Origin of the sequence: Enterobacter cloacae complex sp. P47BA, assembly GCF_014930485.1 — a bacterium.
Taxonomy (GTDB): Bacteria; Pseudomonadota; Gammaproteobacteria; order Enterobacterales; family Enterobacteriaceae; genus Enterobacter; species Enterobacter bugandensis.
Map to the genome: position 1 here is coordinate 36,325 of NZ_JADBRF010000021.1, position 15,737 is coordinate 52,061.

The following is a 15,737-nucleotide window of genomic DNA, read 5'->3' on the forward strand; positions in this document are numbered from 1 at the left end:
CATAAGGCTTAATGTGCAAAGTAACGTCATTGCATTTTGTACAAGGAAATCATCATGCTCCACCCGCGAGCCAGAACCATGCTGTTGCTGGCAATTCCGGCGCTGATCATTGGCGTGGCCTCAAGCCTGGTCCTTATCGTCGTGATGAAAATCGCGTCGGTGCTGCAAACTCTCTTATGGACAGCGCTTCCGGCAAAACTGGGGGTCACCGCGGATTCTTCGGCGTGGATCATCCTGATGCTGACGTTAACCGGTATTGCGGTGGGTCTGGCGATCCGTTTCAGTCCCGGCCACGCCGGACCGGACCCGGCGCTGGAACCTCTGATTGGCGCTCCGGTTCCCCCCTCTGCACTGCCGGGGCTGATCGTCGCGTTGATCGTGGGCCTGGCGGGCGGCGTCAGCCTGGGTCCCGAGCATCCGATTATGGCGGTGAATATTGGCCTGGCGGTGTTCCTCGGCGCACGTATTCTGCCTCGCGTCGGCGCGCTGGACTGGACCATCCTCGCCTCCGCAGGCACCATCGGGGCGCTTTTTGGCACGCCTGTCGCTGCTGCCCTGATCTTTTCTCAGACGTTGGCCAGTGATAACGACGTCCCACTCTGGGATAAGCTGTTCGCTCCACTGATGGCCGCGGCTGCCGGCGCGCTGACGACAAGCCTGTTTTTCCATCCCCATTTTTCCCTCTCTCTGCCGCACTACGGAGAGATGCGGATTGCAGATATATTCAGCGGCGCCATCGTCGTCGCGATCGCCATCGCGCTGGGCATGGTAGCGGTATGGTGTCTTCCGCGCCTGCACCGGCTGGTGCATAAACTCAAACATCCGGTATTGATTCTGGGAACAGGGGGGCTAATCCTCGGTGTTTTAGGGGCAATTGGCGGAACGGTGACCCTGTTCAAAGGTCTGGACGAGATGCAGCAGCTGGCCTTCAGCCAGGTATTTAGCGTGTCCGATTACCTGTTGTTTGCCGTCATCAAGCTGGCGGCGCTTGTCGTTGCTGCAGCGTGCGGTTTCCGCGGCGGGCGTATCTTCCCGGCGGTGTTTGTCGGCGTGGCGCTGGGGCTGATGCTGCACGAGCATGTCGACGCGGTTCCGGCGGCGATTACCGTTTCTTGCTCTATTCTGGGGCTGGTACTGGTGGTGACGCGCGATGCATGGCTGAGCCTGTTTATGGCGGCGGTGGTGGTGCCGGATTCGACGCTGTTCCCGCTGCTCTGCATCGTGATGTTGCCCGCCTGGCTCCTGCTGGCGGGCAAACCGATGATGATGGCCTGGCGAAACGACAAATAATCAGGCGCTATTGCGCGCTTCCAGCGCTTTGGTAATCGCTCCCAGCAGCGGCGGGATATCCGCTTTTGGCAGCATCACCTCAATTAGCGAGAGCCGCTCGTGGTGCGCCACTTTTTCCAGCACGTCCGCCAGCTGCTCCGCTTCACTGACTTGCCAGCACTGGGCCTGAGGATCGAGGCTCAGGGCCTGCGGGATTTGCGTCCAGTTCCATAGCGCAATGTCATTGTAACGCTGTTCCGGCCCGTGAATTGCCCTTTCAACCGTGTATCCTTCGTTGTTGAGCACCAGAATGATGGGATGTTGTTTATCACGCAACATTGACCCGAGCTCCTGAATGGTCAGCTGTGCCGCGCCATCCCCCGTCAGCACAATCACCCGCCGGTTCGGGCATGCCGTTTGCGCACCGAACGCCGCGGCCAGGGTGTAGCCGATCGAGCCCCACAGCGGCTGGACGATAAAATTCACGTCGGCAGGCAAACGCAGGTCAATCGCGCCGAAGGCCGAGGTGCCCTGATCGGCCAGGATGATGTCTCCCGGGCGAATAAACGTTTGCAGCGTTTGCCAGAAATTCTCCTGCGTAAGCGAGCCGTCCGGCTGAGGGAAATTCATCGCGCTGTGCGATGCCGGAACAGGCTTATCGTGAATATGCTGTTTGCACAGCTCCAGCAGCGCTTCAATGGCCTGGGCCATCGGGATGCCGGTAAACCAGATATCGCCGACGCGGGCGGCATGAGGCTGGACTTCTATCGTCTGTGCAGGCGTTAACTGATGGGTAAACCCGGCCGTCAGAGTATCGGTAAAACGCGTGCCGATGCACAGCACCGTATCCGCTCCCTCTATCGCCTCTTTTACCGGACCGGCACTGGCCGAACCGCTGTAGGTACCGTAAAAACCGGCGTTACGTTCGTCGAAAATGCCTTTGCCCATCAGCATCGTGGCATGCGCCATCGGCACATCCTTCACCCACTTCTGCAGCGCGTGCTTCAGCCCATGGCGCAGGACAAGAAAATCCGCTAACAGCGCGGTACGCTTACTCGCTGCCAGTTGACGCTCCGCAGCATCCCGGAACGCTTTCAGGCAGGCGCTATCGGCATGGGCATGCCGGAGCGTGAGAGCGTTTACAGGCGGCGTAGCGGCTTTTTTTGCCACATCGGCAGGTAACATCAAATAGCCGGGGCGACGTTCCCGGAGCATCGTCGTCAGTACCCGGTCGATTTCATAACAGGCGTTTTGTTCGGTCAGGATCGCCTGTGCAACGGTGATCGGCTCGCTCATATGGTAAAAATGGCGGAACTCACCATCGCCCAGCGTATGGTGCAGCAGTTCCCCCCTTTGCTGAGACGCCATCCCCGGCGCGCCAACAATATGCAGCACCGGAACATGCTCGGCATAGCTGCCCGCAATGCCGTTCATGGCACTTAATTCTCCGACGCCAAACGTCGTCAGCAGCGCGGCGAAGCCCTTACAGCGGGCATATCCGTCAGCGGCATAAGAGGCGTTTAACTCGTTGGCACAGCCCACCCAGCAGATATCCGGGCTGTCTATTACGTGGTCGAGAAACTGCAGGTTATAGTCGCCCGGCACGCCAAACAGATGATCGGCTCCACAATCTGTAAGACGGTCCAGCAGGTAATCGGCGACGCAGTACGGGGTACGCATAAACAGGTATCCTTCTGATGTTGACCTCACTTTGAGTATTAAATAAGCGTGATGGCTGTCCAGAATTGGCGATAAGAAGGCTATGGAAAGAATGCTTTACAAAAAATGCTGAGCTATGCTGCTTTTTTTCACGTTAATGTAAACGTATACACTGATTTTTCTCTTCAGCACGAGAGGTCATACGAATGGGTTATCAGCCGGACAAAAATCGTTATCAGACAATGGAGTATCGCCGCTGTGGGCGAAGCGGAATCAGGTTGCCCGCGGTCTCGCTGGGGCTGTGGCATAATTTTGGTGACGTTACGCTTATCGAAAATAGCCGTCAACTTTTACAGCGCGCGTTCGATCTGGGTATTACACATTTCGACCTTGCCAATAACTATGGTCCCCCGCCGGGGTCCGCCGAGCGTAATTTCGGCCGTATTTTGCAGGAGGATTTCCTGCCCTGGCGCGACGAGCTGATCGTCTCCACGAAAGCGGGATATACCATGTGGGACGGCCCTTACGGCGACTGGGGATCGCGTAAATATCTGCTGGCAAGCCTCGATCAAAGCCTGAAGCGCATGGGGCTGGAATATGTCGATATCTTCTATCATCACCGTCCGGACCCGGAAACGCCGCTACAGGAAACCATGAAAGCGCTTGACCATCTGGTGCGCCAGGGCAAAGCCCTGTATGTCGGGTTATCCAACTATCCTGCCGAGCTGGCGCGAAAAGCGATTGATATCCTGAATGACCTGGGCACGCCCTGCCTGATCCACCAGCCGAAATACTCGATGTTCGAACGTGCGCCGGAAGAGGGTTTGCTGGATGTTCTGCAGGAAAAAGGGGTCGGCTGTATTCCCTTCTCGCCGCTGGCAGGGGGACAGTTGACCAACCGGTATCTTAACGGTATTCCCGCCGATTCCCGTGCGGCAAGCGGCAGTCAATTCCTTAACCCGGAACAGATCACCGAAGAGAAGCTTGAGAAAGTGCGCCAGCTAAACGCCCTGGCAGAAAGCCGCGGCCAGAAACTCTCGCAGATGGCGCTTGCCTGGGTATTACGCCATGAGGAGGTCACGTCGGTGCTGATCGGAGCCAGCAAAACGGCTCAGATTGATGATGCCGTGGGTATGCTGGAAAACCGCCAGTTTACCGCAGAAGAACTTTCTCTAATCGACCAGATCCTGAGCAGTTCAAAATAAAACCACTTTTAGCAAAAAGTGCTCTCCCTCGGGAATTCGGAGTTGAGGCGATGAAACGAGCCTTTACCAACTCGTAATATTGCGTTAACAGGCCCCACGAAGGCCCCGATCGTGAAGGAGAAAGAGTATGTTCAGGTCACTGATTCTTGCAGCGGTATTACTGGCTTCGGCCCCGCTCGTCGCCACTGCGGGCGAAATCACCCTGTTGCCATCAGTAAAATTACAAATTGGCGATCGTGACGACTACGGCAGATACTGGGACGGTGGCTACTGGCGCGACCGTGATTACTGGCATCGTCACTATGAGTGGCGCGGCGATCGCTGGTGGAAACATGACAACGGCAGACACCGCGGCTGGTATAAAGACAACGCCTATGAGCGCGGTTACCGTGAAGGCTGGCGGGATCGTGACGACCGTCGCGGCTGGGGTCGCGGCAAAGGTCATGGTCACGGCCATCATCATTAATCCAAAAGGAGCCCCTGCGGCTCCTTTTTTGTTAAAGACCCAGCGCGGTTCCCACCAACAACCACAAGTTCAGCGCCACGACGACCACCACGATGGCCCACCCGGCCCGTTTCACCAGCGTCGTATTAACCAGTTCGCCCATCAGAGTTTTATTGCTGGTGAAAATCAGCAGCGGCACCAGCGCCAGCGCAATACCAAAGCTCAGCAACACCTGGCTCATCACCAGAATTCGCGTTGGATCGAGCCCCATCATAATCACGATAAACGACGGAAGCATGGTGATAAAACGACGCACCCACAATGGAATATGGAAGCGAACAAATCCCTGCATCACCACCTGTCCTGCCAGCGTCCCCACCACCGTGGAGGAGAGACCGGCGGCAACCAGGCTCAGACCAAATATCGTGGCAGCAGCATGGCTCAGTAACGGCTCGAGCGTGAGGTAAGCCTGGTCGAGATCGGCGACACCAGTATGACCGTTAAAGTGGAAAGCGGCGGCTGCGGTGGCCATCATCGCCAGATTCACAAAACCCGCGATGGTCATGGCGATTGCCACATCCCATTTGGTTGCCGAGTAGCGTTCTTTACGCGTCCCGCCGTGCAGATGCTGGGTCAACGAGGAGTGCAAATAAATGACATGCGGCATAATGGTCGCCCCAAGGACCCCGGCGGCCAGGAAAACCGCTTCCGAGGTTGGCAGGCTTGGGATCACCATGCCTTTCGCGAGCTGCGCCAGATTCGGCTGTGAGAAAATCAGCTCGACGATGTACGCCGCAGCAACAAACAGCAGCAGGCCACCAATGACCTTCTCCAGCGGTTTTTGACCCCGACGTTGCAGCATCAGGATCAGGAATGTGGCAATCCCGGTCAGCACCGCTCCCTGTAACAGCGACACGCCCAGAATCAGCTTAAAGCCGATCGCTGCCCCGATAAATTCAGCGAGATCGGTTGCCATGGCGATAATTTCCGCCTGAACCCAGTAGAGCCACACCGCCGGACGGGGATAATGGTCGCGAATTTGCTCCGCCAGGTTTTTACCCGTGGCAATCCCCAGTTTTGCAGAGAGCATCTGAATCAGCATCGCCATCAGGTTTGCCCAGACGACCACCCACAGCAGCTTATAGCCGAAACTGGCCCCGGCCTGAATATTGGTCGCAAAATTACCCGGATCGATATAGCCGATGGCAGCAATAAAAGCAGGTCCCATTAATGCGAACCGCAACTTGCGCGCGGCTCTACCACTGCTACCCTCTACGCGACTGTTTGTCATTATCTGCCTCTGGAAATATAGCCTTTGCTATGTTTAATGCTACCAAAATGAGAATGATTATCAAGATCATTTAGAAAGTTTAAAATGATTTCTCTGATAGCTAAGAACAATAGATGGGCAGGTGGTGCGACATCACAGAATGTGAAAATGCGCGGTCATTTGTGAAGCGTAGCACACAAACTTAACTTTTCACTCATTTACCTAACATAACAAAAATGTATTGTGGATCACTAATTTTGAGACTCGTCACAGGATGTAACTATAGTGTGTCCCTGATCTCGTTTTCTTTTCGGTTGTTACATAGAATGTGCACGAAAATTAAACCTGCCTCATATTTGGAGCAAATATGGACCGCGTCCTTCATTTTGTCCTGGCACTTGTTGTCGTTACTGCACTCGCATTGCTGGTCAGCACAGACCGCAAAAAAATTCGTATTCGTTATGTTGTCCAGCTGCTGGTCATTGAAGTTTTACTTGCGTGGTTCTTCCTGAACTCCAACGTAGGCCTCGGCTTCGTGAAAGGCTTCTCCGAAATGTTCGAAAAACTGCTCGGATTCGCCAACGAAGGGACAAACTTTGTCTTCGGTAAAATGAACGACGAAGGTCTGGCATTCTTCTTCCTGAAGGTACTGTGCCCAATCGTCTTCATCTCCGCGCTGATCGGTATTCTGCAGCACATCCGCGTTCTGCCGTTCGTTATTCGTGGCATTGGTTTCCTGTTATCCAAAGTAAACGGCATGGGCAAGCTGGAATCTTTCAACGCCGTAAGTTCCCTGATCCTCGGTCAGTCTGAGAACTTCATCGCGTATAAAGATATCCTCGGCAAAATGTCCCGTAACCGCATGTACACCATGGCGGCAACCGCGATGTCTACCGTTTCCATGTCTATCGTGGGAGCATATATGACCATGCTGGAGCCAAAATATGTGGTTGCAGCGCTGGTTCTGAATATGTTCAGCACCTTTATCGTTCTGTCGCTGATCAACCCGTATCGCGTTGACGCCAGCGAAGAGAACATCCAGATGTCTAACCTGCACGAAGGTCAGAGCTTCTTCGAAATGCTGGGTGAGTACATCCTGGCAGGTTTCAAAGTGGCGATTATCGTTGCCGCGATGCTGATCGGCTTTATCGCCCTGATCTCCGCACTGAACGCCCTGTTCGCCGCCGTGCTGGGCATCTCCTTCCAGGGCATCCTGGGCTACATCTTCTACCCTGTCGCATGGGTGATGGGTGTTCCGGCTCACGAAGCGCTGCAGGTGGGCAGTATCATGGCGACTAAACTGGTTTCTAACGAATTCGTTGCGATGATGGATCTGCAGAAAATCGCCAGCACGCTCTCTCCACGTGCGGAAGGCATTCTGTCTGTATTCCTGGTCTCCTTCGCGAACTTCTCGTCCATCGGTATTATCGCCGGTGCGATTAAAGGCCTGAACGAAGAACAGGGTAACGTGGTTTCTCGCTTTGGCCTGAAACTGGTTTACGGCTCCACCCTGGTGAGCGTCCTGTCTGCTTCTATCGCTGCGCTGGTTCTGTAACGTTTACCGTAAAAAAAAACCGGGAGTCTTACTCCCGGTTTTTTATGCCCGCAATTCTTCCAGCGGTTTGGGTTTGCCTATCAGGTAGCCCTGGAGATAGTCCACGCCGAAGCGTAACAGCATCTCCCGCTGCGCTGGCGTCTCAACATATTCGGCCACCACGCACAGTGATTTCGTCTTCGCCAGATTACATATCGACTGGACGATCATTGCGTCCATATCATCAGTACAAATATCTTTCACGAAGCAGCCGTCAATTTTAATGATGTCTGCCTGCAGGCGTCTCAGACGCTCGTAGTTGGCGTAGCCGGTACCAAAATCATCGATGGCAATCCTGAAACCGTAGTCCCGCAGCTGCTGAATGTTGTGGATGCTGCAGCCGGAATTGGAGAAGGCCTGCTCTTCGGTGATCTCAATCACGACAGCCTGAGGCGCAACGCCGTACCGTTCAAAGAGCGCACAAATCTCAGTCGCCACCTCATTTTGCATCAGCGTAAGCGGCATCAGATTGACAGAGAAACGGGCACCAGCCTGCGTCGCTGGGTGATCGCGCAGCCACAGCAGTAGTTTTTCCATGACGCACATATCAAACCGGTGGCTGAGGTTGAACTGGGCAATCAGGGGAATAAAGCGGTCAGGGGTGATGATCTCGCCCTCGCTCTCCATACGCGCCAGAATTTCGTAGTACCCGCTACCGTCCGCCTTCTGGATCGGCTGCGCATACAAATGGAACTGCCCCGCCTCCAGGGCGTGCTTAATCCGCGCCAGCATCAGGACACGCTCCGTTGTTTGTCCTGATGCAGCTTCCAGGCTATTCGTCAGCGCAAGAACGTTGTGCGCTCCGCAGGATTGCTCGGCCAGCCAGCTCAGTTGCCCCAGCGTGTGGTGCAGTTTCTCACCGTTTTCGACCATTCCCCAGGACGCGCCAAATTCGATATCCAGCCCGGTATTGTTCCAGAAAATCTTACGGCTGTTCAGCCGATCAACCATATGCTGGAGGCGCTCGGCCGTTCCCTGCCCAAGCAATACCAGCACCAGCTCGCTTCCCGGCAGCTGGAAAAGCGTCTCATCTTTTTGCAACAGCGGCTGGAGAGAGGACGTGATCATTCGTTTGCAGTGCACCCGCATGAGAATGCCGTAATGGCGGCTCAAAAACTCCAGATTATCCATTCTCAGGCAACACACTTTGGCATCCGGGTGGTCGAGGAGAAAATCTTCCAGCGCACGAATGTTGGGTAATCCGGTCAGCGGATCGGTGAGCGCTCTGTCCTGCCAGCCCTGCTTCAACCATTCGCTTCGCTGATAGATACGCGACATATAAAGCAGGCAGATAGCAAAAGAGATCAGTACCGACAGGATAAAGGAGAGCGAATGGCCCGACTCCACTCCGTTTAGAAAGTTGTAGTTGTAGGTCAACAGCAGAAGCGCAGAGGTGGCCCACAGCAGAGAGATAAGCGCGTAGCTCAGACGGCTAATCGCTAACGTAAAGAGAATGAAAATAATCGGCATCAAATAGCCCGCAATAACAGGCGACTCAAAAGGCGCACATAAAATTGCGATGATGGCGATTAACAGCATCAACCAGACGAATATATATAATGATTTCTTGTGTAAAAACACGGGCTTCACACTTCGCCGCCAGAACTTGATGGCATAACGAGGATTAATAATCATTCTTAACGGATAATAGAACATCATGGTAAAAATCATCGCCGCGCATATCAGGCTTTGAATATCAACAACGTTATAAATTACCGTTCCTTCGCCGAAGAAAGTTGAGATTGTGACCGGAAAATCAAAGAAATAGCCAGCGAGATACATCGACATTTTAATGCCTATCGGCACCATAAAGCCGAGCCAAAATATGCGTAACCCAATGTGCCTGTTGGGCATACAGTAGCGCCAGCGCCGGCCCAGCAGAAGGCGCAGAACACCGCAGGCAGCGAATACGGAGAAAGTCTGACAGAACAGTAATACTGAATATTGTAGCGGTGCTAAATTAACGTTAAATATATTAGCAACCATAAAACTTATCAGAATAGGCAGAATACCGCGGCGCCCCAATAACAGCATAATCGCCAGCATAACGCTTAACGGGAGCCACGCTAAATAAACGTCGTGTTCATTAACAATTGCACGCGGGGAGAGATACCGGGAAACGGGAACCGCAATCAGACAGATCGCCAGAGCAATTATAAATATCTTTACATTATTATACGATTTTCTATTCATTAAGCTGGGGAGATTATTATCCGTTCATATCATTGACCGCATGGATAATAGGTTTATTAATTACGCGAATCAAGTTGAAGTCTATTTATAGACTGATTTATTGATTTCGGTTGAGGTGAGATATGGAAAAAAACCATTTTGGCAACAAAATACGTTTAGGGGTGTTACAAAAACATAAAAAAAACCCTCGTCTTTTGACGAGGGTTTAAAATTTTGGTGGAGCTAAGCGGGATCGAACCGCTGACCTCTTGCATGCCATGCAAGCGCTCTCCCAGCTGAGCTATAGCCCCACATGTGACTTTACTAACCACACTCTGTTGGGTTCAGAGTTTGGTGGAGCTAAGCGGGATCGAACCGCTGACCTCCTGCATGCCATGCAGGCGCTCTCCCAGCTGAGCTATAGCCCCATCGTAAAGCTGTCATGTTGACGGGCGGCATAATATGAATTCCGCCGCGTAGTGTCAACGGCAAAATCAATAGCCGCGGTTCAATCGCCGAAAAATCATGCAAATGAATCACTTTGCGAGCCTGCTCGCAGTCATGAGTTAAGCCTGTCACGTTTTCACGTAAAACGGTGCTATAAAATGAGCCGTTAATTAACCCCACGAATATTCAGGAAATTGCATGATCAAGGAACGAATGACGCCGGAAGAGTTAGCCCTGCTCACTGGCTATAGCCGACAGACCATCAATAAATGGGTACGCAAAGAGGGTTGGATAACGTCGCCCAAGCCCGGTGTCCAGGGGGGTAAAGCGCGCCTGGTGCATGTGAACGAAAAGGTGCGTGACTTTATCCGCAGCGCACGCCGGGCAACGGAAACATCCGCTGTGCCTGACGGCATCAGCACTGACGGTTCGCTTCATACCCTACTCCTGACGCTGGCCAATGAAATGACGCCGGAAGAGCAGAAGCAGATGACATCGCTACTATTGCGGGAAGGGATTAGCGGTTTGTTGCAACGTTTAGGGATTCGCGACCAGAATTAATATGAAAAGACTACGTAGCAAAATGACCACGGAAGAGCTGGCGGAGAATTTGGGTGTTGCCAGACAAACGGTAAATCGCTGGATACGGCAGCAGGGGTGGAAAACCGAAGGACTCAATGGCGTAAAAGGCGGTCGGGCGCGGCTCATTCACGTTGATGCACGCGTGAAGGAGCATATTATGAGCCTCCCGGCTATCCGTAACCGCCAGGCGGTTTATCATCTGGCTGAGGTGGCCTCATCCTACAATGAACAGTCTTCACGTCTGCGTCCGGGCATTATCGAAACGCTGGAGAGTATGACTGAGCTTGAACAGCAGCGTCTGGATACCTTACTGAAGCGCGAAGGCATACGCGGTTTTCTTGCTCGTCTGGGTATTGCCGAATAAAAGGCAAAAAAAACGGCAGGATACCCTGCCGTTTTTCTTATAGATGGCTTAATTACTGCTGATTTTCACGTTCTGCAATAAAATCCAGCGCCTTGTTGATGCGCGCCACGCTGCGTGACTTGCCGATGGCATGGACAGTCACGTCCAGCGCCGGAGACTGACCCGCGCCGGTCACCGCAACGCGCAGCGGCATACCGACTTTGCCCATGCCCACTTCCAGTTCGTCTGCGGTCGCCTGAATGGCGTGATGCACATTCTCAGCGGTCCACTCGGTGAGCGCAGCCAGCTTGTCGCGCACCACTTCCAGCGGCTGACGCGCAACCGGGCGGAGGTGCTTCTTCGCGGCGTCAGCGTCGAACTCATCAAACTCTTCATAGAAGTAGCGGCAGCTTTCGGCAATTTCTTTCAGCGTTTTGCAGCGCTCGCCGAGCAGTTTTACCAGGTCCGCCAGCTCAGGGCCAGTGCGGGTATCAATGTTTGCCTGCTCAATGTGCCACTGCAGGTAAGTCGCCACATATTCCGGCGGCATGGTATTGATGTAGTGATGGTTGAGCCACAGCAGCTTGTCGGTGTTGAATGCGCTGGCAGATTTGCTCACAGAGCTCAGAGAGAACAGTTCGATCATCTCTTCGCGACTGAAGATCTCCTGGTCGCCGTGAGCCCAGCCCAGACGCACCAGATAGTTCAGCAGCGCTTCCGGCAGATAGCCGTCGTCGCGATACTGCATGACGCTGACCGCACCGTGACGTTTAGACAGCTTTTTACCGTCGTCGCCGTTGATCATGGAGACGTGCGCATAGACCGGAACAGGTGCATTCAGCGCTTTCAGGATGTTGATCTGGCGTGGGGTATTGTTGATATGGTCTTCACCACGGATAACGTGGGTAATTTCCATATCCCAGTCATCAACCACGACGCAGAAGTTATAGGTTGGGGAACCGTCGGTACGGCGTATGATCAGATCGTCCAGCTCCTGGTTGCTGAATTCGATCGGGCCACGGATCTGGTCGTCGAAAATCACCGAGCCATCCTGCGGGTTAGCAAAACGCACCACGCATGGCTCATCAGCGGCATGCTCGCTGTGATCGTGGCGGCATCGGCCGTCATAGCGCGGTTTTTCACCGTTCGCCATCTGCTCTTCACGCAGCGCATCCAGACGCTCTTTGGAGCAGTAGCACTTATACGCCGTGCCCGCGACCAGCATCTCATCAATAACAGCGTTATAGCGGTCAAAACGTTTGGTCTGGAAATACGGGCCTTCGTCCCACTGCAGGTTCAGCCAGTTCATACCATCCATAATGGCTTCAATTGCTTCCGGCGTGGAGCGCTCAAGATCGGTATCTTCTATACGCAGCACGAACTCACCTTGGTTGTGGCGTGCAAAAAGCCAGGAATAGAGAGCAGTACGAGCACCACCGACGTGCAGATAGCCTGTCGGGCTCGGCGCGAAGCGAGTTTTGATTTTCATGAAATGGCCTTACGTTATAAAGATGCCGGCAATCGGCAAATCCCGGGGAAAAAACGATGGGCAATATTCTATCACTGTGGGGGGATTCCTCAATGTCGATCCCTTTATCGTGGCGGAGTTTGCTGTTTTTGTTTAGAAATCATGCGCCACCGCCCGTTTTGCGATCGTTTTGTTTAATTTTACGACGAACGAATAAAAACTTTAGAAAATGCGTTGACTCATTTTCAACTCTCCCTATAATGCGACTCCACACAGCGGGGGTGATTAGCTCAGTTGGTAGAGCATCTCCTTTACACGGAGGGGGTCGGCGGTTCGAGCCCGTCATCGCCCACCATTTCGGGTCGTTAGCTCAGTTGGTAGAGCAGTTGACTTTTAATCAATTGGTCGCAGGTTCGAATCCTGCACGACCCACCAATGTAAAAAAGCGCCCTAAAGGCGCTTTTTTGCTATCTGCGATCTGGATGATTCGAACCTGCAGCAGGTTCGAGCCGAACGCAGTGAGGCACCGGAGCCGTTTACGGCGACGGCCCGAAGGGCGAGCGAAGCGAGTCATCCTGCACGACCCACCAATGTAAAAAAGCGCCCTAAAGGCGCTTTTTTGCTATCTGCGATATAAAAATGTGAACCTGCCGCATTTTCCTCAAGCTAATCCCGTCGGTGCCGATACCTCTGTTTTATAACGCGAGGAAAAAGTATGACGACCATTCAGGCTTCAACCCAACAGATTCAAACCAGCGGCGCGAGTGGCACTTCGAGCAGTAACGATATTTCTGCGCAAATCACCCGCATTCTCGACAAGATCAAAAAGCTGACCCAGCAGTTAAAAGAGCTGGCAAACAGCCCCGGCAGTGCAGATGAGAAGAAGAAGCAGCAGGAACTGATTCAGACCCAGATCAAAGTGCTGCAGGCACAGCTCGCCGCACTGCAGCGCCAGCAGGCCGAAGAAGCTCAGAAGAAGCAGGATCAAAAACTGGGTAAAGTAGAAGGCGTGAATAGCCCGTCAGACACTAATCAGATTGATATCTACATCTAATCGTCTGATGCGTTAAACAGTGGATCGCGTATGCGGGCCTCGGTTAATCGTTGTGCCTGGATACGCACCACTTCCCAGATGGCCTGCGCCGCACCCGAGAGCGAACGATTTTTTCGCCGCACCAGCATAAGCTTTCGTTCGACAACGGGCGTCAGCCGCTTCACCGCCAGCTGGCTTCCCTGCGGCAGGGGAAGCGCCAGAGCGGGCAACACGCTGATGCCAATTCCGGCTTCCACCATCGGAAACAGCGTGGCTGGATGACCAATCTCCTGCACGATCGTTGCCTTAACGCCCTGATTCACCAGCGCGGAATCAATCAGCGGACGGCTGCCTGAGGCATAATCCTGTAAAACCAGGTTCGCCCCCTGCAGGGACTGCCAGCTGACCTCGAGCAACGCTGCCAGCGGGTCGTCGTCACGGCAGAGCAGCAAAAAAGGCTCAGAAAGAACGCTTTCGCATTCCAGATCGCTCACCTGGCCAGGATCGATCACAATACCAAAATCCACATCCCCCTGGCGGATGCTCTCCAGCACCCACTGCTGCGGTCTGTCATGCAGGACAAAATCAATATCAGGATAGCGATGGTTTCCCTCGGCAATACATTGCGGGATAAGGTGCGCGGATATCGTCTGGCTGGCCGCAACCCGCACGGTGCCCGACAGCTGCTGCCCCAGCCTCCCCACGTCTCTGAGCGTGCTGTTCAGCTCATCAAGCAGCCGTTCAAGACGCAGGGCCAGCTGCTGCCCCGCTTCGGTCAGGACCACTTCGCGCGTGGTGCGATCAAGCAACCTAACGCCGGTCTGGTTTTCCAGCTCCTTCACGCTGTGGCTGACCGCCGACTGGCTCAGGCCGATCATTTCACCTGCCCGGCTAAAGCTGCGGGCATGGGCGACGGTGACGAAAATGCGAAGCTGGCGTAGGGAATAATTCATCTGTTTAATTCATGAATGGATGCAATAAATCAATTTTATTTCTCAAATGGAAAAAAGCACAATAGCGACATCTGTTTTCAGGAGTCATTATGAAACTATTTCGTATTCTTGATCCGTTTACGCTCACCCTGGTGGCTACCGTTTTACTGGCCTCGTTCTTCCCTGCTCGCGGCGGTTTCGTCCCTTTTTTTGAGGGACTGACGACAGCCGCCATCGCGCTGCTGTTCTTTATGCACGGCGCAAAGCTCTCCCGCGAAGCGATTATCGCTGGCGGTAGCCACTGGCGACTGCACCTCTGGGTGATGTGCAGCACGTTTATTCTGTTCCCGATCCTCGGGGTGCTGTTTGCCTGGTGGGCACCGGTTAACGTCGATCCGGCGCTCTACACCGGTTTCCTGTATCTCTGTATTCTCCCGGCCACCGTGCAGTCTGCCATTGCCTTTACCTCTCTTGCCGGAGGGAACGTTGCAGCCGCGGTCTGCTCCGCTTCGGCATCCAGCCTGTTAGGGATATTCGTCTCCCCGCTGCTGGTGGGCCTGCTGATGAACATGCACGGCGCGGAGGGTAACCTTGAGCAGGTCGGGAAAATCTGCCTGCAGTTGCTGCTGCCGTTTGTCCTGGGCCATCTCTCGCGTCCGTGGACCGGGGCGTTCGTGGCGAAGCATAAGAAATGGATCTCCAAAACCGACCAGTCGTCGATTCTGCTGGTGGTCTATTCCGCCTTCAGCGAAGCGGTCGTGAACGGGATCTGGCATAAGGTGGGCGCAGGCTCGCTGCTGTTTATCGTGGTGGTCAGCCTCGTTCTGCTGGCAATTGTCATTGCGGTGAACGTTTTTGTGGCGCGCAAGTGCGGCTTCAGCAAAGCCGATGAGATCACCATCGTCTTCTGCGGCTCCAAAAAGAGCCTGGCGAACGGCATCCCGATGGCGAACATTCTGTTCCCCACCTCGGTGATCGGGATGATGGTGCTGCCGCTGATGATTTTCCATCAGATCCAGCTGATGGTCTGCGCGGTGCTGGCGCGTCGCTACAAGCGCCAGACGGAAAAGCTGGCGCAGGAAGAGACCCGCGCCGCGAAGGCTTAAGGACGCTTCAGGGGCTGCACCAGCTGAGTCAGCCCCTCGGTTTTGATCAGTAACGTGATAGCCATCAGCTCGCCCAGGCGCCCGGCGGGGAATTCGTCCTTGCGGGCGAACCACAGCAGGTACTCCTCCGGCAAATCGATCAGCCTGCGGCCCTTATATTTACCGAACGGCATCTCCGTATTGGCGATCTCAACGAGCTGCTCTTTCTCCAC

Annotated in this window: 14 protein-coding genes, 4 tRNA genes and 1 other RNA gene; 11 read left to right on the plus strand and 8 right to left on the minus strand. The window is 54.0% G+C overall.

The genetic code is table 11. The features are described 5' to 3' along the window. The first annotated feature begins 54 nt into the window (after window positions 1-54). Window positions 55-1,290 (plus strand): ion channel protein, encoded by a 1,236-nt coding sequence (locus tag IM299_RS19240; RefSeq protein ID WP_041908826.1) that lies wholly within the window; start codon window positions 55-57, stop codon window positions 1,288-1,290. Here IM299_RS19240 and ipdC read toward each other — a convergent pair whose 3' ends face one another. Continuing rightward, window positions 1,291-2,949: an indolepyruvate decarboxylase gene (gene ipdC, locus IM299_RS19245; protein WP_028013983.1), complete on the minus strand. Its 1,659-nt coding sequence runs from the start codon at window positions 2,947-2,949 to the stop codon at window positions 1,291-1,293. A 185-nt stretch (window positions 2,950-3,134) separates the two neighbouring features. On the opposite strand from ipdC, the gene mgrA reads away from it, so the two are divergent. Continuing rightward, complete coding sequence (mgrA, locus tag IM299_RS19250) at window positions 3,135-4,133, plus strand: L-glyceraldehyde 3-phosphate reductase (protein ID WP_193357958.1); 999 nt, start codon at window positions 3,135-3,137, stop codon at window positions 4,131-4,133. A 127-nt stretch (window positions 4,134-4,260) separates the two neighbouring features. Continuing rightward, window positions 4,261-4,599 (plus strand): DUF2502 domain-containing protein, encoded by a 339-nt coding sequence (locus IM299_RS19255; protein WP_041908820.1) that lies wholly within the window; start codon window positions 4,261-4,263, stop codon window positions 4,597-4,599. Between the two features lie 31 nt (window positions 4,600-4,630). On the opposite strand, the gene IM299_RS19260 is transcribed toward IM299_RS19255, so the two are convergent. After that, window positions 4,631-5,869 carry an Nramp family divalent metal transporter gene (locus IM299_RS19260; RefSeq protein ID WP_045631032.1) on the minus strand — a complete coding sequence of 413 codons (1,239 nt, stop codon included), beginning with the start codon at window positions 5,867-5,869 and terminating at the stop codon, window positions 4,631-4,633. Window positions 5,870-6,215: 346 nt separating this feature from the next. Between IM299_RS19260 and IM299_RS19265 the strand changes: the two genes are divergently transcribed. After that, a complete protein-coding gene (locus IM299_RS19265; RefSeq protein WP_008501591.1) occupies window positions 6,216-7,403 on the plus strand; it encodes a NupC/NupG family nucleoside CNT transporter in 1,188 nt (395 codons plus the stop codon). Window positions 7,404-7,445: 42 nt separating this feature from the next. On the opposite strand, the gene IM299_RS19270 is transcribed toward IM299_RS19265, so the two are convergent. The 3 genes from IM299_RS19270 to IM299_RS19280 all read right to left on the minus strand — a co-directional run bounded on the left by IM299_RS19270 (window position 7,446) and on the right by IM299_RS19280 (window position 10,042). Continuing rightward, on the minus strand, window positions 7,446-9,635 hold the full coding sequence (locus IM299_RS19270) for an EAL domain-containing protein (RefSeq protein WP_045631031.1): 2,190 nt from the start codon (window positions 9,633-9,635) through the stop codon (window positions 7,446-7,448). A gap of 214 nt (window positions 9,636-9,849) precedes the next feature. Further along, window positions 9,850-9,925 (minus strand) — tRNA-Ala (locus IM299_RS19275). A gap of 41 nt (window positions 9,926-9,966) precedes the next feature. Next, window positions 9,967-10,042 (minus strand) — tRNA-Ala (locus IM299_RS19280). Window positions 10,043-10,259: 217 nt separating this feature from the next. Here IM299_RS19280 and IM299_RS19285 point away from each other — a divergent pair. Further along, entirely contained in the window at window positions 10,260-10,622 is a 363-nt protein-coding gene (locus IM299_RS19285; RefSeq protein ID WP_193357959.1) for a YfeC-like transcriptional regulator, read from the plus strand. Between the two features lies 1 nt (window position 10,623). After that, window positions 10,624-11,007 (plus strand): YfeC-like transcriptional regulator, encoded by a 384-nt coding sequence (locus IM299_RS19290; protein WP_048958534.1) that lies wholly within the window; start codon window positions 10,624-10,626, stop codon window positions 11,005-11,007. A gap of 52 nt (window positions 11,008-11,059) precedes the next feature. On the opposite strand, the gene gltX is transcribed toward IM299_RS19290, so the two are convergent. Continuing rightward, the gene (gltX, locus tag IM299_RS19295; protein ID WP_045631029.1) at window positions 11,060-12,475 is read right to left on the minus strand and encodes a glutamate--tRNA ligase; all 1,416 of its coding nucleotides are present in this window, start codon (window positions 12,473-12,475) and stop codon (window positions 11,060-11,062) included. 258 nt (window positions 12,476-12,733) lie between these two features. Between gltX and IM299_RS19300 the strand changes: the two genes are divergently transcribed. The 4 genes from IM299_RS19300 to IM299_RS19315 all read left to right on the plus strand — a co-directional run bounded on the left by IM299_RS19300 (window position 12,734) and on the right by IM299_RS19315 (window position 13,508). Beyond that, window positions 12,734-12,809: transfer RNA gene (locus tag IM299_RS19300), tRNA-Val, on the plus strand. A 4-nt stretch (window positions 12,810-12,813) separates the two neighbouring features. Next, window positions 12,814-12,889, plus strand: a tRNA-Lys gene (locus IM299_RS19305). Between the two features lie 26 nt (window positions 12,890-12,915). After that, window positions 12,916-13,044, plus strand: a non-coding RNA gene (locus IM299_RS19310) — RtT sRNA. A gap of 125 nt (window positions 13,045-13,169) precedes the next feature. Further along, window positions 13,170-13,508, plus strand: coding sequence for a FlxA-like family protein (locus tag IM299_RS19315; RefSeq protein ID WP_041908812.1), 339 nt, complete (start codon window positions 13,170-13,172; stop codon window positions 13,506-13,508). Here IM299_RS19315 and IM299_RS19320 read toward each other — a convergent pair. Next, complete coding sequence (locus IM299_RS19320) at window positions 13,505-14,440, minus strand: LysR family transcriptional regulator (protein WP_041908810.1); 936 nt, start codon at window positions 14,438-14,440, stop codon at window positions 13,505-13,507. The two genes, IM299_RS19315 and IM299_RS19320, sit on opposite strands and share 4 nt — an antisense overlap. 89 nt (window positions 14,441-14,529) lie before the next feature. On the opposite strand from IM299_RS19320, the gene IM299_RS19325 reads away from it, so the two are divergent. Continuing rightward, window positions 14,530-15,525 carry a bile acid:sodium symporter family protein gene (locus IM299_RS19325; protein WP_041908807.1) on the plus strand — a complete coding sequence of 332 codons (996 nt, stop codon included), beginning with the start codon at window positions 14,530-14,532 and terminating at the stop codon, window positions 15,523-15,525. On the opposite strand, the gene IM299_RS19330 is transcribed toward IM299_RS19325, so the two are convergent. Continuing rightward, window positions 15,522-15,737 carry a DUF3820 family protein gene (locus IM299_RS19330; RefSeq protein ID WP_003861328.1) on the minus strand — a complete coding sequence of 72 codons (216 nt, stop codon included), beginning with the start codon at window positions 15,735-15,737 and terminating at the stop codon, window positions 15,522-15,524. The two genes, IM299_RS19325 and IM299_RS19330, sit on opposite strands and share 4 nt — an antisense overlap.